Source organism: Streptomyces sp. NPDC044003, from assembly GCF_056435185.1.
In genome coordinates, this window is record NZ_JBWKFA010000001.1 from 77,639 (window position 1) to 95,589 (window position 17,951).

A 17,951-nucleotide genomic window follows, 5' to 3' on the forward strand; every position below is an offset into this window, starting at 1 on the left:
GGAAAATCTCCGTACGGAGTGTCCGTGGCGGATGCCAGACTCGCATGTATGAGCAAGATCGAAGAGCTGACGCAGCAGGTCAACAGGGGTGACCGAGTGAAGTGGCTGCACTTCTGGGGGCACCGTCCGCACCCGGACGGGCGGCTCTCGGCGAGCTGTCTGAGCCAGTGGTGGCCCGCGCCCTTCACGGTCGACGGCGTGGCCTACGCGACCGCCGAGCACTGGATGATGGCCGCCAAGGCCCGCCTCTTCCGGGACGCCGACGCCGAGCAGGCCGCGCTGACCGCCCGTACCCCCGCGGAGGCCAAGAAGGCCGGACGCCTCGTGCGGGGCTTCGACGACGCGGTCTGGGAGCGCGAGCGGTTCGGGATCGTCGTCGAGGGCAGCGTCCACAAGTTCTCCTCGGACGAGGCCCTGCGCACCTTCCTCGTGGGCACGGGCGAGCGCGTCCTCGTGGAGGCCAGCCCGCTGGACCGCGTCTGGGGCATCGGACTCGCCGCCGACGACCCCCGCGCCCACGACCCGGCCCGCTGGCGCGGACTCAATCTGCTGGGCTTCGCGCTGATGGAGGCGCGGGAGCGGCTGCGGGCCGCCTGACACGCGCAAGGGCCCCGCACCGGTGGGTGCGGGGCCCTTCACACGCGTACCGGCGTCAGTGGCCGCGCTCGATCTGCAGACTCGACGCGAACGGGTCCTCGTCGTTGGAGTCGAAGGACGTGGAGTCCTGGCTGATCGCCCAGATGATGAAGCCCAGGAAGACGGCGCTGACCAGCGTGCCGATCGAACCGAGGATGACACCGGCCAGCGCCATGCCCCGGTTCGTCGCCTCGCCCCGGCCGACCTTCTTCAGGCCGATGATGCCGAAGATCAGCGCCAGGATGCCGAGGATCACCCCCAGGCCGTACATACAGAATCCGGCCACCGCGATGATGCCGAGCACCATCGCGGTCGTCCCCATGCCGTTGGACGGGGACTGCTGCCAGCCGGGCTGGCCGGTCTGCCCGTATCCGGGGTATCCGTACCCCGAGGCGGCCGGGGGCGGCGTCGCCGCCGGGTAGCCGTACCCGCCCGCCGCCGGCGTGGCCGCCGGGTAGCCGTATCCGGGCGTGGCCGCCGGGCCGCCGGGTGCGACCGGCGGCGGCGGGACGTCCCCGCCCGGCGTGCCGGGACCTCCCGGCGCGGCCGGGAAGGACGTCATGGTCGGCTGGTCGTGCACCGGCGAGGGCGACGGCGTCGCCGGCTTGCTCAGTTCCACCCCGTCGCGGTTCGGCGGAGCCCACGGGTCCGTCGGGTCGTACCCGCCCCGCGACTGGTCTCGGTTGTCAGACATGGGCCTCCCCCATTGTGGTCACGTCATGTTACGACCTCACCCCTGCGAGGGAACCGCCCGGCCTACGATGATCGGATGACCGATCTCCACGCTTTCATCGCGGGACTTCCCAAAGCCGAACTGCACGTCCACCACGTCGGCTCCGCCTCGCCCCGGATCGTCTCCGAGCTCGCGGCCCGGCACCCGGACTCCAAGGTCCCCACGGACCCGGAGGCCCTCGCCGACTACTTCACGTTCACGGACTTCGCCCACTTCGTCGACGTCTACCTGTCGGTCGTCGACCTGGTCCGCACCCCCGAGGACGTCCGGCTGCTGACCTTCGAGATCGCCCGGGACATGTCCCGGCAGAACGTCCGCTACGCCGAGCTGACCATCACCCCGTACTCCTCCACCCGCCGCGGCATCGACGAGCGCGCCTTCATGGCGGCGATCGAGGACGCCCGCAAGGCCGCCGAGGCCGAGTTCGGCACGGTCCTGCGCTGGTGCTTCGACATCCCCGGCGAGGCCGGCCTGGTCTCCGCCGAGGAGACCGCGCGGCTCGCCACCACCGACGGGCTGCGCCCGGAGGGCCTGGTCTCCTTCGGCCTCGGCGGCCCGGAGATCGGTGTGCCGCGCCCGCAGTTCAAGCCGTACTTCGACCGGGCCCGCGCGGCCGGCCTGCACTCCGTCCCGCACGCGGGCGAGACGACCGGACCCCAGACCGTCTGGGACGCGATCCACGAGCTGGGCGCCGAGCGCATCGGTCACGGCACCAGCTCCGCCCAGGACCCGGAGCTCCTCGCGTACCTCGCCGAGCACCGGATCGCCCTGGAGGTCTGCCCGACCTCGAACATCGCGACCCGGGCCGTCGCCACCCTGGACGAGCACCCGATCCGGCAGTTCGTCGACGCCGGGGTCCTCGTCACGATCAACAGCGACGACCCGCCGATGTTCGGCACGGACCTCAACAACGAGTACGCCGTCGCCGCCCGTCTCCTCGGCCTCGACGAGCGCGGTGTCGCCGCCCTCGCCAAGAACGCGGTCGAGGCCTCCTTCCTCGACGCGGCCGGCAAGGCCGGGATCGCCGCCGAGATCGACACGTACACGAACGACTGGCTGGCGCGCTGACGGCGACGAGAATGGGGCCATGCGCCCTGTGACTGTCGTAGCCCATCGCGGCGACCCGTACCGCGTCCGCGAGAACACGCTCCCCTCGATCGCCTCGGCGATCGAGCGGGGGGCGGACGCGGTCGAGATCGACGTCCGGCTGACGAAGGACGGGGTGCCCGTCCTCCTCCACGACGACACCCTGAAGCGGCTGTGGGGCCACGACCGGCCGCTCTCCGACCTCTCGCACGAGCTGCTGCGCGAGCTCACCTTCGGCGAGGTGCCGACCCTGCGCGAGGCGCTGATCGCCGCCGGGGACCGCCGGCTGATGCTGGACCTGCCGGGCGGGAACGAGGAGTCGGTCCGCACGATCGTCCGGACGGTCCGCGAGTGCGGGGCCGGGGAGCGCGTCTACTACTGCGCGGGCGCGGTGGCCATGCTCCAGGTGCGGGCCGCCGACCCGGCCGCCGAGATCGCCCTGACGTGGACCTCGCTCGCCCCGCCCCGCCGCATACTGCTCGACGCCGTGCGGCCGAAGTGGCTCAACTACCGTTTCGGCCTGGTGAGTCGGGAGCTGACCGAGCGGGTCCACCGGCACGGCCTGCTGGTCTCGGCCTGGACGGCGGACACCAAGCACACCATGCGTAAGCTGATCAAGAACGGGGTCGACTCGGTCACCACGAACCGGGTCGACGCACTCGCCGCCGTGCTGCGAAAGGCTCGCGAATGAACGACCGGATCCGGACCGACATCGCCCACAACGCCCGGGTGTGGAACTACTGGCTGGGCGGCAAGGACAACTATCCGGTGGACCGCGCGGTCGGCGACCAGGTCACCGGCTTCTACCCGAGCATCGGCGAAGTGGCCCGCGCGGACCGGGCGTTCCTCGGCCGTGCGGTGACCCATCTGGCCGCCGAGGCGGGCGTCCGCCAGTTCCTGGACATCGGCACGGGCCTGCCGACCGCCGACAACACCCACGAGGTGGCGCAGCGGGTCGCCCCCGACGCCCGGATCGTCTACGTCGACAACGACCCGATCGTCCTCACGCACGCCCGCGCGCTCCTGACGAGCGCCCCGGAGGGGGTCACGGAGTACGTCGACGCCGACGCCCACGACCCGGAGCGGATCGTGGCGGCGGCCCTCGGCACGCTCGACCTGTCCCGCCCGGTCGCGGTGATGATGCTCGGCATCCTCAACTTCGTCCTGGACACCGACAAGGCCCGGTCGGTCGTGCGGACCCTGATGGCCGCCGTCCCCTCCGGCAGCCATCTGGTGCTGACCCATCCGACGCTGGAGCCGGAGCTCGGCGGCGAGGGCAACAAGGCGGCGATGGACTTCTGGAACAAGAACGCGACGCCGCCGATCACCGCCCGCACCCGCGAGGAGTTCACCTCCTTCTTCGAGGGCCTCGACCTCCTTGAGCCGGGCATCGTGTCCTGCTCCCGGTGGCGCTCCGACGAGGGTGCCGTGGTGGCGCAGTTCGGCGCGGTGGGCCGCAAGCCCTAATGGACATACGGGGGATGCGGGAGCTGCGCACCTGGGGGGCCGCCCATCCCCGGGCGGTGGACATCGGCCTGGCGCTCGTCGTGCAGGCGGCGATGACGATGCCGTTCGTGGTGCCGCGCGGGCCCGAGCTCGAACCGGCGACCTGGCCGGCGTACGGCCTGACGACACTCACCGTGGTGCCGCTGGTGTGGCGGCGCCGTGCGCCGATGGCGGTGCTGCTCGCGATCCTGGCGACGAGCGCGCTGTACAAGCTGGCCGTCGAGGGGCCGGGGCAGCCGCTGCCGTACACGGGTCTGGTGAGCGTCTACACGATCGCGGTGCTCGCGCCGCCGTGGCAGCGGCTGGTGACGGCGGCGCTCATGGTGGTCGCGGTGCCGGCCTCGGTGTGGCTCAACACCCAGTCGGTGCGCGAACTGACCTTCTCCCTCTTCGTGTTCGGCGCGGCCTATGTCTTCGGGCGGCTCACGGACGCCCGGCACCGGGCGCAGCGGGTGGAGGCCGAGCAGGCGGCCGCGCGTGAACGGGCCAGGATCGCCCGGGAGATGCACGACATCCTGTCGCACGCGGTGAGTCTGATGGTGGTGCAGGCGGAGGCGGGCCCGGTCGCGGTGCGGGCGGCGCCGGAGCGCGCCGAGGCGGCCTTCGAGGCGATCTCGGCGACGGGCCGGGAGGCGATGGTCCAGCTGCGGCAGATGCTGGGACTCCTTCGCGAGGGCGGTGAGACGGCGGCCCCGCGGGAGCCGCAGCCGGACCTCGCGGACCTCCCCGCGCTCCTGGAGCGGGTGCGGGCCGGCGGTCTGGCCGTCGGGTACGCGACGGAGGGCGGGGTACGGGCGCTGCCCGCGGCGACCGGCGCGAGCGTCTACCGGATCGTGCAGGAGGCGCTGACGAACGTGGTGAAGCATGCCCGGGCCCGTGCGGTCGACGTCCGGCTGGCCCACGCCGGCGGCGTCCTGCGGGTCACGGTGACCGACGACGGGCGCGGCCCGCAGGGCGGTCCGGGCGGGCACGGTCTGGTGGGCATCCGGGAGCGGGCCGCCGCACACGGCGGGACGGCGGAGACGGGCCCCGGCCCGGACGGCCGGGGGTTCGAGGTGCGGGTCCTGCTGCCCGTGGGGGAGGAGAGGGAATGACGATCCGGGTGGTGGTCGCGGACGACCAGGAACTGGTCCGCAGCGGCTTCGCGATGATCCTGGACGCGCAGCCGGACATCGAGGTGGTGGCGGAGGCCGGGGACGGGACGGAGGCCGTCGAGGCGGTGCGTCGGCTCGCGCCGGACGTGGCGCTGCTCGACATCCGGATGCCCCGGACGGACGGCATCGAGGCCTGCCGGGCGATCAGCGCGGAGTCCGGCTGCCGGACGGTGATGCTGACGACCTTCGACACCGACGCGTATGTGTACGAGGCGCTGCACGCGGGCGCGAGCGGTTTCCTCCTCAAGGACGTGCGGCGGGACGACCTGGTGCACGCGGTACGGGTGGTGGCGGCAGGCGACTCGCTGCTCGCGCCGTCCGTGGCGCGGCGGCTCGTGGAGCAGTACACGGCGGGCGGCCCGCGACGGACCGATCCGCGGCTCGACGTCCTCACCGGCCGGGAGCGCGAGACGCTGCTGCTGCTCGCGCGGGGCCTGTCGAACGCGGAGATCGCGGCGGAGCTGGTGGTCAGCGACCACACGGTGAAGACGCACGTGGGGAACGTGCTCGCCAAGCTGGGGCTGCGGGACCGCATCCAGGCGGTGATCTGCGCGTACGAGACGGGTCTGGTCGCGGCGGGCTCTCCCCCGCCCGGGGGATGAGCCGGCCCGGTTCCTCCCCCGCGCCGGGGAGGAACCGGCCCGCCGAAGACCGCCGGTGCGGGCGATCCGCCGATCGCCGCAGGTCAGCAGGATGGAGCCATCGAGAACAACGGCTCACACCACCGGAGTTGACCATGAGGAAGTCCACCCGCACCCTGCTCGCCGCCGCCCTGGTCCTGGGCGTGGCCGCCGGCCCCGCGCTCACCCCGGCCTTCGCGGACTCGCAGCCGGCGGTGTCCGCCGCGCAGGCCGCACCCGCCGATCTGTCGGCGGTCATCGCGGGACTCCCCCGGGCCGACGCCACGGCCGCGCTGGTCCGGGTCGGCGGCACCGAGGGCTCCTGGCAGGGCAGCGCGGGCGTCCACGACCTGGAGTCGAACGCCCCGGCGGACCCGGCCGCCCGCTTCCGGGCCGGTTCGGTGACGAAGGTGTTCACCGCCGCGACCGTCCTCCAGCTGGCCGCCGAGGGCCGGATCGATCTGGACCGGCCGGCCCGCGCGTACCTCCCGGACCTGATCCCCGGCCGCTACGCCACGGTGACCGTGCGCCAGCTCCTGAACCACACGCACGGCATCCCGGCCGCCGACATGCCCGGGGAGACCGTCGAGGAGTGGTACGCGAACCGCTTCGTCGTCCACACCCCGGAGGAGATGGTCCGCTCGGCGACGGCGCAGCCGCGCGAGTTCCGGCCGGGCACGAAGCAGCACTACCTGAACATCGGGTACACGATCGCCGGACTGATCGTGGAGCGGGTCACGGGCGACTCGTACGAGCACCAGGTGGAGCGACGGGTCCTGAAGCCGCTCGGGCTGCGGGACACGTACTTCCCGGGTGAGTCGCCCGAGATCACCGGCCCGTACAACCACGGCTACCAGACGATGAGGCTCGACGACGGCACGACGGGCCTGCGCGACGTCTCGGTGTGGGGGGTGACGGACGGCTGGGCCGCCGGGGATCTCATCTCGACCACGGCCGACCTGGAGCGCTTCACGAAGGCCCTGTTCGCGGGCGGTGTGGTGCGCGGCCCGATCCTGGAGGAGATGTTCACGCTTCCGAAGGTCCCGGACTTCACGTCCGGCGACCCGGCCGCGTACTCCGCGGGTCTGTCGATGAAGAAGCTCGGCGGCCGCGAGGTCTGGGGGAAGACCGGCGGCCGCTGGGGCTACAACTCGGCCATCGCGTCCACCCGCGACGGCTCCCGCACCCTCGTCTACAGCGTCAACGCGACCGACGCCAAGGGCCAGGACATGAACAAGACGGCGCTCCGCCTCATGCTGGCGACGTTCGGAATGCCGTCGGAGTGAGCGCCTCCAGGCGCTTGATCAGCCTGCGTACGTGGATGAGCGGCAGGATCCCGATCACGCCGAAGGACATGTCGATGACCGACCACCAGAAGGGGATGCCCCGGACGGGGCCGCAGATCAGGGCGAGGGGGATGATGCCGACGCAGGCGATCATGCCGAACTCGATCACCCAGATGTTGCGCACGGGGTCGCGGTAGGGGCCGTAGAAGGCGACCGCGATGACGAGGTGGGCGAAGGCGAGCCAGTCGGTGCCGTAGAGCAGGTACGGGGCTTCGGCGTCGGCCGCCTGGAGCCCGCCCCGCACCCGGTGGATCCACTCGGCGAGCCCGGGCAGGAGATCGGCGACGGGGGCGGCCCAGCCGGTCAACGCGGAGTCGAGGAGCCGGAGTTCGGTCACGAGCGGGAAGGCGGTGGCCCCGCTCAGGACCAGGCAGACGACGAAGAGGATCAGCCAGGCGCGGATGCGCGTGAGAAGGGCTCTCGGCCCGTTCGTGTCGCTCATGGGAACAACGTACACCCCTCTTGAACGTGTTCAGAAAAGAGGGGTGGTTGTTTTTGAGCGCGTTCAGAAGCGGGCGGCGATCCTGCGCCCCACGCCGTGCGAGACCACCGTCGCCCCCGCCGCCACCGCGAGCCCCGCCACCACTCCCCCGAGCGTGGTCGGGCGCAGCACCCCGGCCCGCCGCAGCCGGCCGCGGGCCCACAGGGCGAAGGGGATGACGACGAGCGGCGAGGTGGGCGCGCCGGGGGTCGCGTCCCGTACGACGGCGGCCTGCGCGAGGTGGACGAGCCCGTGCAGTCCGAAGCCCGTCACCGCGCCCTGGTAGAAGGCCGACCGGCCGCCGGAGCGGGCACCCGCCGCGGCGGCCGCGCCGACGATCACCGCCATCACCCCGACGGCGGCGGCGAATTCACGCTCGTCGACGGACTCGACGGCCTTCCACACCGGCTCCGGCACTCCGGGCCAGCGCTCGCGCAGCGCCGGCAGGTTCTCCCGGACCCAGCGCGGCCCGCGCGCGAGCTCCTCGGCGTCGTGCACGGCCCAGGCGAGGAACAGGCCATAGGTGACAAGGGGGTTGATGCGTTCGTCCGTCATGATCGTGCAACTCACAGCCCGACGATCGAGTTCCACCTCTTCGCGAACTCCTGGCGCTCCTCGGCGGTGATGTCGCGGGCGATGGCGAGCCGGCCGCGCATGTCGGCGTCCGGGAAGATCAGCGGGTCCTCGGCGAGGGCGACGAGCTCCTCGTCGCCGGAGTCCGCGAGGACGTTCTGGGCGGCCGGGACCGGGCAGACGTAGTTGACCCAGGCGGCGAGTTCGGCGGCGACCTCGGGCTCGTAGTAGTAGTCGACGAGCTTCTCGGCGTTGGACTTGTGCTGGGCGAGGTTGGGCACCATGAGGGACTCGGCCCACAGCTCGGCGCCCTCCTCGGGGACGACGAACTCGATGTCCGGGTTGTCGGCCTGGAGTTGGATGACGTCGCCGGAGTACGCCTGGCAGGCGAGGACGTCGCCGGTGGACAGGTCCTTGATGTAGTCGTTGCCGGTGAAGCGCCGGATGTGCCTGGCCCGGACGAGCCCCTCGATCTGCTCGCACAGGGCGTGGAAGTCGTCGCCGGTCCACCGGGACACGTCGACGCCGTTGCCCATCAGGAGCAGCGCCATGGACTCGTCGAGGCCGGAGAGCAGCGTGACCTTGCCGCGCAGGTCGTCGGCCCACAGCTCCTTGGTGGAGCGCAGTTCCCGGCCGAGCTTCTTCCGGTTGTACGCGATGCCGGTGATCCCGGACTGCCAGGGCACGCTGTGCCGCCGGCCGGGGTCGAAGGCGGGCTCGGACAGCTGGGGGTTGAGGTGCTGCGCGACGTTCGGCTGGGCGGCGCGGTCCATCTCCTGGACCCAGCCGAGGCGGACGAAGCGGGCGGCCATCCAGTCGCTGACGACGATCAGATCGCGCCCGGTCTCCTGGTGGTTCATCAGGGACGGGCTGATCTTGCCGAAGAACTCGTCGTTGTCGTTGATCTCCTCGGTGTACCGGACGGAGATGCCGGTCCGCTTCCGGAAGGCGTCCAGGGTGGGGCGCTTCGAGGTGTCGTCGTCATCGGTGTCGATGTACAGCGGCCAGTTGGCGAACTCGAGCGTCCGGTCGCGCGCCGAGAGGTCCCGGCCGCCCCGGGCGCCCTCCTCGACGTAGGCGGCGGGGACCCCGCATCCGGCGAGCAGGGTCGCGGCGCCGGCACCGCCGATGCCGCGAAGGAGGGACCGGCGGGACATGTCTTTCCTGGCTGTCGCTCTCACAGAGGCAGCATCCCGGCCCGCCGCGAGCTGCGGCAATGGACGGTCCGTCGAGCGACGGCACGCGGCCCCGACACCCTGTCGATCATGGGTGCCGGGGCCGCGTCGGGGTCCTGGGGGGATCAGCCCAGGGAGGTCATGACGTGCTTGATGCGCGTGTAGTCCTCGAAGCCGTAGGCGGAGAGGTCCTTGCCGTAGCCGGACTTCTTGTAGCCGCCGTGGGGCATCTCGGCGACGAGCGGGATGTGGGTGTTGATCCACACACAGCCGAAGTCGAGGGCCTTGGACATGCGCATCGCGCGCGCGTGGTCCTTGGTCCAGACGGAGGAGGCGAGGGCGTACTCGACGCCGTTCGCGAACTCCAGGGCCTGGGCCTCGTCCGTGAAGGACTGGACGGTGATGACCGGGCCGAAGACCTCGTTCTGGACGATCTCGTCGTCCTGCTTGAGGCCGGAGACGACGGTCGGGGCGTAGAAGTAGCCCTTGTCGCCGACGCGGTGACCGCCGGCCTCGACCTTGGCGTGGGCCGGGAGGCGCTCGATGAAGCCGGTGACCTGCTTCAGCTGGTTGGCGTTGTTGAGCGGGCCGTACAGCACGTCCTCGTCGTCCGGCTGGCCGGTCTTCGTCTCGGCGGCGGCCTTGGCGAGGGCGGCGACGAACTCGTCGTGGATGGACTCGTGCACGAGGACACGGGTCGCGGCCGTGCAGTCCTGGCCGGCGTTGAAGAAGCCCGCGACCGAGATGTCGCCGACGGCGGCCTCGATGTCGGTGTCCTCGAAGACGACGACCGGGGCCTTGCCGCCCAGCTCCAGGTGGACGCGCTTGACGTCCTTGGCCGCCGACTCGGCGACCTGCATGCCGGCGCGGACCGAACCGGTGATGGAGGCCATCGCCGGGGTCGGGTGCTCGACCATGGCCTTGCCGGTCTCACGGTCGCCGCAGACGACGTTGAAGACGCCCTTGGGGACGATCTGCCCGATGATCTCGGCCATCAGGACGGTCGACGCGGGGGTCGTGTCCGAGGGCTTGAGGACGACGGTGTTGCCCGCGGCGAGGGCCGGGGCGAACTTCCACACGGCCATCATCATCGGGTAGTTCCACGGCGCGACCTGCGCGCAGACGCCGACCGGCTCGCGGCGGACGATGGAGGTCATGCCCTCCATGTACTCGCCGGCCGAGCGGCCCTCGAGCAGCCGGGCGGCACCCGCGAAGAAGCGGATCTGGTCCACCATCGGCGGGATCTCCTCGCTCGCGGTGAGAGCGACCGGCTTGCCGGTGTTCTCGACCTCGGCGGCGATGAGCTCCTCGGCCCGCTCCTCGAAGGCGTCGGCGATCTTGAGGAGCACCTTCTGGCGCTCGGACGGCGTGCTGTCACGCCAGGCGGGGAAGGCGGCCGCGGCAGCCTCCATGGCGGCGTCGACGTCGGCCTGCCCGGAGAGCGGAGAGGTGGCGTACACCTCGCCGGTGGCCGGGTTGGTCACCTCGATGGTGCGGCCGTCGGCCGCGTCGCGGAACTCCCCGTTGATGTAGTTACGCAGCCGGCGCAGCTCGGTGGTCACTTGCCACCCCTCCTGTCACGTTCTGTCTTCGCACGTCCTTGTGCGGGGTCCCGGTGGGCGGGACACCTCAGCCTAATCGCTCGACAGACGCTTTCAACAGCCCCGACCCCCCGCAACTTCGGATTCGGTGAGATCAATAGCCGTTCGCAACGAATTTCATCGCTCCGGGCTTGCATGACTGCCCATCTCGGTGCACAGTGAAGTCGTGGCCAGTCGAAGCACAGACCCAAGAACCGGAACCGGTTCGTCCCCGACGATCGATGCCGTCTCCCTGGCAATCATCGAGCAGCTCCAGCAGGACGGGCGCCGCCCCTACGCGGCGATCGGAAAGGCCGTGGGCCTCTCCGAAGCAGCCGTGAGGCAGCGCGTCCAGAAGCTCCTCGACCAGGGCGTCATGCAGATCGTCGCCGTCACCGACCCGCTCACCGTGGGATTCCGGCGCCAGGCGATGGTCGGCATCAACGTCGAGGGTGACCTGGATCCGGTCGCGGAAGCCCTGACGGCCATGGCCGAGTGCGAGTACGTGGTGATGACCGCGGGCTCCTTCGACCTGATGGTGGAGATCGTCTGCGAGGACGACGACCACCTGCTGGATGTGATCAACAAGCGCATCCGCACACTCCCCGGAGTGCGTTCCACCGAGAGCTTCGTCTACCTCAAGCTCAAGAAGCAGACCTATATGTGGGGAACTCGATAACCGTGACCCAGGACCTGTCCAAGACCGCGTACGACCACCTGTGGATGCACTTCACCCGCATGTCGTCCTACGAGCACAACCCCGTCCCCACCATCGTGCGTGGTGAGGGCACCTACATCTTCGACGACAAGGGCAAGCGCTACCTCGACGGTCTCGCAGGTCTCTTCGTGGTGAACGCCGGACACGGCCGCCAGGAGCTGGCCGAGGTCGCGTACAAGCAGGCCCAGGAGCTCGCGTTCTTCCCCGTGTGGTCGTACGCGCACCCCAAGGCCGTGGAGCTCGCCGAGCGCCTCGCCGACTACGCCCCGGGCGACCTCAACAAGGTCTTCTTCACCACCGGTGGCGGCGAGGCCGTCGAGACCGCCTGGAAGCTCGCCAAGCAGTACTTCAAGCTGCAGGGCAAGCACACCAAGTACAAGGTCATCTCGCGTGCGGTCGCCTACCACGGCACCCCGCAGGGCGCCCTGTCCATCACCGGCCTGCCGGCCCTGAAGGCCCCCTTCGAGCCGCTGGTCCCCGGCGCGCACAAGGTGCCGAACACCAACATCTACCGCGCCCCGATCCACGGCGACGACCCCGAGGCCTTCGGCCGCTGGGCCGCCGACCAGATCGAGCAGCAGATCCTCTTCGAGGGCCCCGAGACCGTCGCGGCCGTCTTCCTGGAGCCGGTGCAGAACGCCGGTGGCTGCTTCCCGCCGCCGCCCGGCTACTTCCAGCGCGTCCGCGAGATCTGCGACCAGTACGACGTGCTGCTCGTCTCCGACGAGACGATCTGCGCCTTCGGCCGCCTCGGTACGATGTTCGCCTGTGACAAGTTCGGCTACGTGCCGGACATGATCACCTGCGCCAAGGGCATGACCTCGGGCTACTCCCCGATCGGCGCCTGCATCGTCTCGGACCGCATCGCCGAGCCGTTCTACAAGGGTGACAACACCTTCCTGCACGGCTACACCTTCGGTGGCCACCCGGTGTCCTCGGCGGTCGCGATCGCCAACCTCGACATCTTCGACAAGGAAGGCCTCAACCAGCACGTGCTGGACAACGAGGGCGCCTTCTACTCGACGCTGTCGAAGCTGCACGACCTCCCGATCGTCGGCGACGTCCGCGGCAACGGCTTCTTCTACGGCATCGAGCTCGTCAAGGACAAGGTCACCAAGGAGTCCTTCAACGACGAGGAGGTGGAGCGCGTCCTGTACGGCTACCTCTCCAAGGCGCTGTACGACAACGGCCTGTACTGCCGCGCCGACGACCGTGGCGACCCGGTCATCCAGCTGGCCCCGCCGCTGATCGCCGACCAGGGCACCTTCGACGAGATCGAGGGCATCCTGCGCAACGTGCTCACCGAGGCGTGGACCAAGCTCTAGAGGTCCCCCAGCATCACGCCGCCCTCACGGCGTGACCCCCGCGGCCCGGGTATGCGGCCATCCGAGTGGATGGCAGCTGCCCGGGCCGTGTGCTGTCCGTACAACCGGATCTGAATCCTTACGGTGCCGAGTGACCGAAAGGCCCGTCCCTTCGTTCCCCCGGACGGGGGAAGGCGAGTATCGGATCCGACATCGAGGTGTACGCGATGGCCCCACCGGACAACGACGTGCTCTGGGCGCGTTCCCTGCACTGCACCCTGGGCGGTTCGGACGCCCTCAGCGGCGTCTCCCTCGGCGTCCGCGAAGGCGAGATCCTCGCCGTCGTCGGCCCGCGCGGCAGCGGCAAGACCACCCTCCTGCGCTGCCTCTCCGGCCAGCTCGTCGCCCAGCAGGGCGAGGTCTGGTTCAACAGCGGCCCCGTCCACACCCTGGGCCCCGCCCAGCGCGAACGGCTCCGACGCGACCGCTTCGGCTGGATCGACCCCGAGCCCGGCCTCGTCCCCGAGCTCACCGGCTGGGAGAACACCGCCCTGCCCCTGCTGCTCCGCGGGACCTCCCACCGGGCCGCGAAGACCGCCGCCACCGAGTGGCTGGAGCGGCTCGACATCGGCGGCTGCGCCCGCAAACGGCCGCACGCCCTCACCCACTCCCAGCGCCAGCGCATCGCGATCGCCCGCGCCCTGGTCACCACCCCGTCGGTCCTCTTCGCCGACGAACCCACCGCCACCCTGCACCGGGCCGACGGCGCGCAGGTCCTGCGCACCCTCACGGCCGCGGCCCGCTCGCACAGCATCACCGTGCTCCTCGCCACCCACGACGGCGAGGTCGCCGCACTCGCCGACCGCACCCTCACCCTGCTCGACGGACGCCGGGTCGGCGCCGTACCCCCGGCGTCAGGGGCGGAGGGCGTCGCCGCGTGCTCGCTCTCCGTCTAGCCCGCGGGACCCACCCCCTCGTCCTGACGCGCCGGCTGCTCGTCGCCGCCGCCGCCGCGGGGGTGGGCTTCCTCCTGCTCTGCACCCTCGGATACGCCGTCGGTCACCCGGACCGGTCCTCGACCTCGGTGCTGCGGCTCCTCTGGTGCGCCCTGCCGCTCGCCGCCACCGTCCAGTTCGCCGTCGCGGTGGCCCGCACCGACCCCAGCACCCGGCCGCGCCCCGGGCTCTCCGCCGTCGGCCTCGGCCCCGCCCGGCTCACCGCGATCGCCGCCGCCTCGACCGCCGTCGCCTGCACGCTCGGCTCCGTGGTCGCGCTCCTGTTCTATCTGCACCTGCGCGGCGACATCACCGGCCTGCCCTTCGACGGGGCCGCCGCCCAGCTCCTCGCCGCCGACCAGCCGATCCCGCTCGCCGCCGCCCTCACCCTGCTCGCCGTCCTGCCCGTCGTCGCCGCCACGGCGGCAGGCCTCGCCCTGCGGCCCCGCACCGCGCCCGCGGCCCCCGAGGGAGCCGAGAGGACGATGCCGTCCGGGCTGCCCTGGGGAATCGCCCTGGTGGCGGTCGGCCTCGCGATCGAGACGTACGCGGCCCAGGGCGACTCCGGCAGCGGCCTCCCGCTGCCGGGCCGCTTCGACGGCAACCCGGCGGGCGTCCTCGCCGGCTGGGTCCTCACCGCCGTGGGCCTGGCCGTGGCGGGCCCCGGCCTCACGTTCGGCTGCGGCCGGCTCCTCCAGGCCGTCCGGCCGGGCGCCACCCGGCTGCTCGCGGGCCGCGTCCTGATGGACGAGTCCCGCCGTATCGGCCGCCCCCTCGGCGTGGTCAGCGCGGTGATCTCCGGCACCCTCGCAGCGGCCACGCTGTACGACGCGGACACGGGCCCCGACACCTTCGGCCCGCTCACCGGCCTCGGCGCGGCCCTGATCCTGGCCTGCACCACCGCCAGCCTCCTGACCGCCGCGCTGGAATCCCGGCAGGGCCGCGCCCACACCACCGAGGCCCTCCTCCGCATCGGCGCCCCGCCCACGGTCCTGCGCACGGCGGCCCTGCTGCGCGCCGGCGCCCTGTTCGCCGTCTTCGCACCGCTGACCTGGGCGGTGGCGGAACTGGCGGCCGTGCCCCTGACGGGCTGAGCCGCCGCCACGAGGGGCCGCCCAGGACGGCGGCCCCTATCGTGGGCCCATGGCGACGCTCCCCCCGGCACACCGCCCGCCCGGACCGCGCGGGCACGCACGCGAGATCCACACCCTCGCCGAGTTCGACGCGGCGCTCGCCCGCCCCGGCTCCCTCGCCGGACACCGGATCCAGTCGATCGACCTCACCGACCGGACCTTCGCCCTCCTCACCGCCGTCACCGCCGAGGCCGTCTTCCTCGGCTGCCCCATGGAGCCGGAAGCCGCCGCCAAGGTCCGCGCCGACGGCGCCCTCGTCTTCCCGCCCGTCCCCGAGCTGCCCTTCGACCCGTACCGGGCCAGGCTCTACACCCCTGAGGAACTCTTCACGGGGATCGCCGAGACCGGGTACGAGGCGACACCCGACTTCCTCGCGTACGCCTGGTTCGGCCGGACCAGGGCCGACGGCGACATCCTCTCCTCGATGCTCCGCTCCCTCCACGACGACGCCGTCTCCGACGCCCTCGACGAACACCTCGACGGGGCACGGGTCGTCGGCGTCATGGGCGGGCACGCGATGGGCCGGGGCACGGAGGCGTACGCGGGCGCGGCCCGGCTCGGCAGGACGCTGGCCCGCGCCGGGCTGACCGTGGCGACCGGCGGCGGGCCGGGCGCGATGGAGGCCGCGAACCTCGGCGCGTACCTCGCCCCGTATGAGGACGAGGCCCTCGCCTCCGCGCTCGACCTGCTCTCCCGGGCCCCGTCGTTCACGCCCTCGGTGACGGACTGGGCGCGCGCCGCCTTCGCGGTCCGTGCCCTGTGGCCGGACGGCGGGGACTCGGTCGGGATCCCCACCTGGTTCTACGGCCACGAGCCGCCGAACCCCTTCGCCGCGCACATCGCCAAGTACTTCGCGAACGCCACCCGGGAGGACGGCCTGCTCGCCCGCTCGACGGCGGGCATCGTCTTCCTGCCGGGCGCGGCGGGCACGGTCCAGGAGATCTTCGACAACGCAACCCCGAACTACTACGGCTCCCGGGGCACCCCGACCCCGATGGTCCTGGTGAACCGCGCTCACTGGACCACCCACCTCCCGGCCTGGCCCCTCCTGGAAACCCTCGCCACCGGCCGCCCGATGGCCACGCGCATCGCCCTGGTGGACTCGATCGACGAGGCCCCGGCAGCCCTGGAGCGACTCGGGAGGTAGCCGGCCTCCGCCGCGCGGCGGACGCGGTCGCGCCGACAGGCCGACGCCCGCGAGAGCCCTCCGGCGGGAGGCTCGGCCCATGACACCGAAGACACTCCTGGCGTCCTGGCCGTCCTGGGCCGGTCGCGCCGCCCTCGTCTGGTCGCTGCTGTACGCGACGGGCGCGGCCCTCGCCGCCCTCACCGGCCCCGCCTTCGGCTACACGCTCCTGGCCAAGGGCGACGGCACGGCAGCGGAGGCGGGCGCGGCGGTGCTGTACGGGGCCGCCGCCGTCCTCGCGTACGCCCTGCTCCGCCGCCCCGGCGTCCGGTGGTTGTCGTCGGCGGCCTGGGCGGTGGTCGCGCTCTGCCTGACCTCGGGCTTCCCGGCCCTCCTCAGCCCCACCCACCTGCTGTTCTTCCTGTCCCGCAACCAAGATCCGGTCGACTGGGCGGCCCTGGCCAACCAGTTCCTCGCCGTCCTCGGCGCGGTGCTGTGGGCCCGCGCGGCCCTCGCCCACCGCCGCCGGGCGCTGGGCACGTGCCTGTACTGCGGCGGGCGCGGCCATGGCGCCGGGGGCCCGGAGACCCGGCCCGCCACCCGCGCCGGACTCGCCGCCGTCGCCGCCCTCGTGCCGTACACCGCCATGAAGACGCTCTGGGCGCTGGGCATCACCCCCGGCTACACGGGCACCGGCCGTCCGGGCGCCGACCCGGAGTACACCAGCGACCTGGGCCTCTGGCTCTACGACCACGGGGTCGACGTCACCGCGGTCCTGGCCCTGATCGGCATGGCCCTCGCGCTCGCGCTGACCCGTCCTTGGGGCCGGCGGCTGCCCCGGCTGCCGCTGCTCGCGCTCGGCTGGACCGGGGCGGGCGCGCTCGCCCCGTTCGGGGCCTTCCTGGCCGCGCTCGGCGTGCTGGCCTGGACGGGCACGCTCACCCTCGGCACGGCGGACGACGCCCCCTGGGTGGTCGTCGTCGCCTATGGCGGCTTCTGCTGCTACGGTCTCGCCCTCGCCCGGGCCACCCGCGCCTATCAGCGGGCGACCCGGAGGGTGTGCGTGCGCTGCCGGCAGGTCGTCACTTCCGCCAGAACAGGTGGTGCGTGACCTTGCCGCTCGGGCTGGGCACGACATCGCGGTGGTAGCGGTCGAGCAGTTCGTCGGGCGAGTCCCAGAGCTTCACCCCCGCCCCGAGCTTCACCGGCGAGACCGCGACGTGCAGGGTGTCGACGAGATCGGCGTCGAGGAACTCCCGGATGGTGGTGGCCCCGCCGCCCAGGCGGACGTCCTTCCCCCGGGCCGCCTCCTTCGCCATCCCGAGCGCCGTCGCCGGATCCGCGTCGACGAAGTGGAACGTGGTGTCGGAGAGCGTGAACGACGGGCGCGGGTGGTGGGTCAGGACGAACACCGGCGTGTGGAACGGCGGCTCGTCACCCCACCAGCCCTTCCACTCCTCGTTCTCCCAGGGCCCGCGCTGGGGCCCGAACTTGTTGCGGCCCATGATCTCGGCGCCGATGTTGTGGTGGAAGTCCCGCGTCAGGTAGTCGTCGAGGCCCCGGCTGCCCCCGGGGTCGGTGCGGTTCGGCCAGCTCGCCGTGGCCCCCGCCCACGAGAACAGTTCGCCGGGATCCGCGTGCCCGAAGGGCCGTTCCAGGCTCTGGCCCTCACCGGTACCGAATCCGTCGGACGAGACCATGAAGTTCTGGACTCTGAGCAACTGGCCCATGGCTGTTCCTCCTGTGTGGTCGACAACGAATACATCGAAGACGACGAAGACAACG

18 protein-coding genes and 1 pseudogene are annotated in these 17,951 nt (G+C 72.0%); 13 read left to right on the plus strand and 6 right to left on the minus strand.

Annotation, left to right across the window (positions count from 1 at the left end):
* The first annotated feature begins 48 nt into the window (after positions 1-48).
* Complete coding sequence (locus AC07AW_RS00315; protein ID WP_478813327.1) at positions 49-597, plus strand: NADAR family protein; 549 nt, start codon at positions 49-51, stop codon at positions 595-597.
* Positions 598-652: 55 nt separating this feature from the next.
* Here AC07AW_RS00315 and AC07AW_RS00320 read toward each other — a convergent pair whose 3' ends face one another.
* Positions 653-1,330, minus strand: coding sequence for a DUF4190 domain-containing protein (locus tag AC07AW_RS00320; RefSeq protein WP_478813328.1), 678 nt, complete (start codon positions 1,328-1,330; stop codon positions 653-655).
* 75 nt (positions 1,331-1,405) lie between these two features.
* Between AC07AW_RS00320 and AC07AW_RS00325 the strand changes: the two genes are divergently transcribed.
* The 6 genes and pseudogenes from AC07AW_RS00325 to AC07AW_RS00350 all read left to right on the plus strand — a co-directional run bounded on the left by AC07AW_RS00325 (position 1,406) and on the right by AC07AW_RS00350 (position 7,021).
* A complete protein-coding gene (locus tag AC07AW_RS00325; protein WP_478813329.1) occupies positions 1,406-2,437 on the plus strand; it encodes an adenosine deaminase in 1,032 nt (343 codons plus the stop codon).
* A 19-nt stretch (positions 2,438-2,456) separates the two neighbouring features.
* Positions 2,457-3,146 (plus strand): glycerophosphodiester phosphodiesterase, encoded by a 690-nt coding sequence (locus AC07AW_RS00330; protein WP_478813330.1) that lies wholly within the window; start codon positions 2,457-2,459, stop codon positions 3,144-3,146.
* Entirely contained in the window at positions 3,143-3,922 is a 780-nt protein-coding gene (locus tag AC07AW_RS00335) for an SAM-dependent methyltransferase (protein ID WP_478813331.1), read from the plus strand. The genes AC07AW_RS00330 and AC07AW_RS00335 overlap by 4 nt, the downstream gene beginning before the upstream one ends.
* A gap of 14 nt (positions 3,923-3,936) precedes the next feature.
* Positions 3,937-5,055, plus strand: a complete 1,119-nt coding sequence (locus AC07AW_RS00340) for a sensor histidine kinase (RefSeq protein ID WP_478813332.1) — start codon at positions 3,937-3,939, stop codon at positions 5,053-5,055.
* Positions 5,052-5,749, plus strand: a pseudogene (locus AC07AW_RS00345) (response regulator); the annotation flags it as partial. The gene AC07AW_RS00340 and the pseudogene AC07AW_RS00345, both read left to right, overlap by 4 nt.
* A gap of 102 nt (positions 5,750-5,851) precedes the next feature.
* The gene (locus tag AC07AW_RS00350) at positions 5,852-7,021 is read left to right on the plus strand and encodes a serine hydrolase domain-containing protein (RefSeq protein ID WP_478814353.1); all 1,170 of its coding nucleotides are present in this window, start codon (positions 5,852-5,854) and stop codon (positions 7,019-7,021) included.
* Here AC07AW_RS00350 and AC07AW_RS00355 read toward each other — a convergent pair.
* From AC07AW_RS00355 to AC07AW_RS00370, 4 genes are all read right to left on the minus strand, one after another.
* Complete coding sequence (locus tag AC07AW_RS00355) at positions 6,987-7,523, minus strand: hypothetical protein (RefSeq protein ID WP_478813333.1); 537 nt, start codon at positions 7,521-7,523, stop codon at positions 6,987-6,989. The two genes, AC07AW_RS00350 and AC07AW_RS00355, sit on opposite strands and share 35 nt — an antisense overlap.
* A gap of 63 nt (positions 7,524-7,586) precedes the next feature.
* Positions 7,587-8,117, minus strand: a complete 531-nt coding sequence (locus AC07AW_RS00360) for an HXXEE domain-containing protein (RefSeq protein ID WP_478813334.1) — start codon at positions 8,115-8,117, stop codon at positions 7,587-7,589.
* Positions 8,118-8,128: 11 nt separating this feature from the next.
* Positions 8,129-9,292: an ABC transporter substrate-binding protein gene (locus tag AC07AW_RS00365; RefSeq protein WP_478813335.1), complete on the minus strand. Its 1,164-nt coding sequence runs from the start codon at positions 9,290-9,292 to the stop codon at positions 8,129-8,131.
* 143 nt (positions 9,293-9,435) lie between these two features.
* Entirely contained in the window at positions 9,436-10,872 is a 1,437-nt protein-coding gene (locus AC07AW_RS00370; protein ID WP_478813336.1) for a gamma-aminobutyraldehyde dehydrogenase, read from the minus strand.
* 205 nt (positions 10,873-11,077) lie between these two features.
* Between AC07AW_RS00370 and AC07AW_RS00375 the strand changes: the two genes are divergently transcribed.
* The 6 genes from AC07AW_RS00375 (at position 11,078) to AC07AW_RS00400 (ending at position 17,277) form a co-directional block, all read left to right on the plus strand.
* The gene (locus AC07AW_RS00375; RefSeq protein ID WP_329850608.1) at positions 11,078-11,569 is read left to right on the plus strand and encodes an Lrp/AsnC family transcriptional regulator; all 492 of its coding nucleotides are present in this window, start codon (positions 11,078-11,080) and stop codon (positions 11,567-11,569) included.
* On the plus strand, positions 11,554-12,933 hold the full coding sequence (locus AC07AW_RS00380) for an aspartate aminotransferase family protein (RefSeq protein ID WP_478813337.1): 1,380 nt from the start codon (positions 11,554-11,556) through the stop codon (positions 12,931-12,933). The genes AC07AW_RS00375 and AC07AW_RS00380 overlap by 16 nt, the downstream gene beginning before the upstream one ends.
* Before the next feature lie 206 nt (positions 12,934-13,139).
* Complete coding sequence (locus AC07AW_RS00385) at positions 13,140-13,868, plus strand: ABC transporter ATP-binding protein (protein WP_478813338.1); 729 nt, start codon at positions 13,140-13,142, stop codon at positions 13,866-13,868.
* The gene (locus AC07AW_RS00390; protein ID WP_478813339.1) at positions 13,850-15,001 is read left to right on the plus strand and encodes a hypothetical protein; all 1,152 of its coding nucleotides are present in this window, start codon (positions 13,850-13,852) and stop codon (positions 14,999-15,001) included. Before AC07AW_RS00385 ends, AC07AW_RS00390 begins: the two co-directional genes overlap by 19 nt.
* Before the next feature lie 49 nt (positions 15,002-15,050).
* Positions 15,051-16,187, plus strand: coding sequence for an LOG family protein (locus tag AC07AW_RS00395; protein WP_478813340.1), 1,137 nt, complete (start codon positions 15,051-15,053; stop codon positions 16,185-16,187).
* A 79-nt stretch (positions 16,188-16,266) separates the two neighbouring features.
* Complete coding sequence (locus AC07AW_RS00400; RefSeq protein WP_478813341.1) at positions 16,267-17,277, plus strand: hypothetical protein; 1,011 nt, start codon at positions 16,267-16,269, stop codon at positions 17,275-17,277.
* Here the strand turns inward: AC07AW_RS00400 and AC07AW_RS00405 are convergent.
* The gene (locus AC07AW_RS00405) at positions 17,249-17,896 is read right to left on the minus strand and encodes a dihydrofolate reductase family protein (protein ID WP_478813342.1); all 648 of its coding nucleotides are present in this window, start codon (positions 17,894-17,896) and stop codon (positions 17,249-17,251) included. The genes AC07AW_RS00400 and AC07AW_RS00405 overlap by 29 nt on opposite strands.
* Between the last annotated feature and the right edge of the window lie 55 nt (positions 17,897-17,951).

Coding starts and splice junctions, on each gene's coding strand:
- AC07AW_RS00315 (WP_478813327.1), top strand. CDS start 49: ATGAGCAAGATCGAAGAGCTGACGCAGCAGGTCAACAGGGGTGACCGA.
- AC07AW_RS00320 (WP_478813328.1), bottom strand. CDS start 1,330: ATGTCTGACAACCGAGACCAGTCGCGGGGCGGGTACGACCCGACGGAC.
- AC07AW_RS00325 (WP_478813329.1), top strand. CDS start 1,406: ATGACCGATCTCCACGCTTTCATCGCGGGACTTCCCAAAGCCGAACTG.
- AC07AW_RS00330 (WP_478813330.1), top strand. CDS start 2,457: ATGCGCCCTGTGACTGTCGTAGCCCATCGCGGCGACCCGTACCGCGTC.
- AC07AW_RS00335 (WP_478813331.1), top strand. CDS start 3,143: ATGAACGACCGGATCCGGACCGACATCGCCCACAACGCCCGGGTGTGG.
- AC07AW_RS00340 (WP_478813332.1), top strand. CDS start 3,937: ATGCGGGAGCTGCGCACCTGGGGGGCCGCCCATCCCCGGGCGGTGGAC.
- AC07AW_RS00350 (WP_478814353.1), top strand. CDS start 5,852: ATGAGGAAGTCCACCCGCACCCTGCTCGCCGCCGCCCTGGTCCTGGGC.
- AC07AW_RS00355 (WP_478813333.1), bottom strand. CDS start 7,523: ATGAGCGACACGAACGGGCCGAGAGCCCTTCTCACGCGCATCCGCGCC.
- AC07AW_RS00360 (WP_478813334.1), bottom strand. CDS start 8,117: ATGACGGACGAACGCATCAACCCCCTTGTCACCTATGGCCTGTTCCTC.
- AC07AW_RS00365 (WP_478813335.1), bottom strand. CDS start 9,292: ATGTCCCGCCGGTCCCTCCTTCGCGGCATCGGCGGTGCCGGCGCCGCG.
- AC07AW_RS00385 (WP_478813338.1), top strand. CDS start 13,140: ATGGCCCCACCGGACAACGACGTGCTCTGGGCGCGTTCCCTGCACTGC.
- AC07AW_RS00395 (WP_478813340.1), top strand. CDS start 15,051: ATGGCGACGCTCCCCCCGGCACACCGCCCGCCCGGACCGCGCGGGCAC.
- AC07AW_RS00400 (WP_478813341.1), top strand. CDS start 16,267: ATGACACCGAAGACACTCCTGGCGTCCTGGCCGTCCTGGGCCGGTCGC.
- AC07AW_RS00405 (WP_478813342.1), bottom strand. CDS start 17,896: ATGGGCCAGTTGCTCAGAGTCCAGAACTTCATGGTCTCGTCCGACGGA.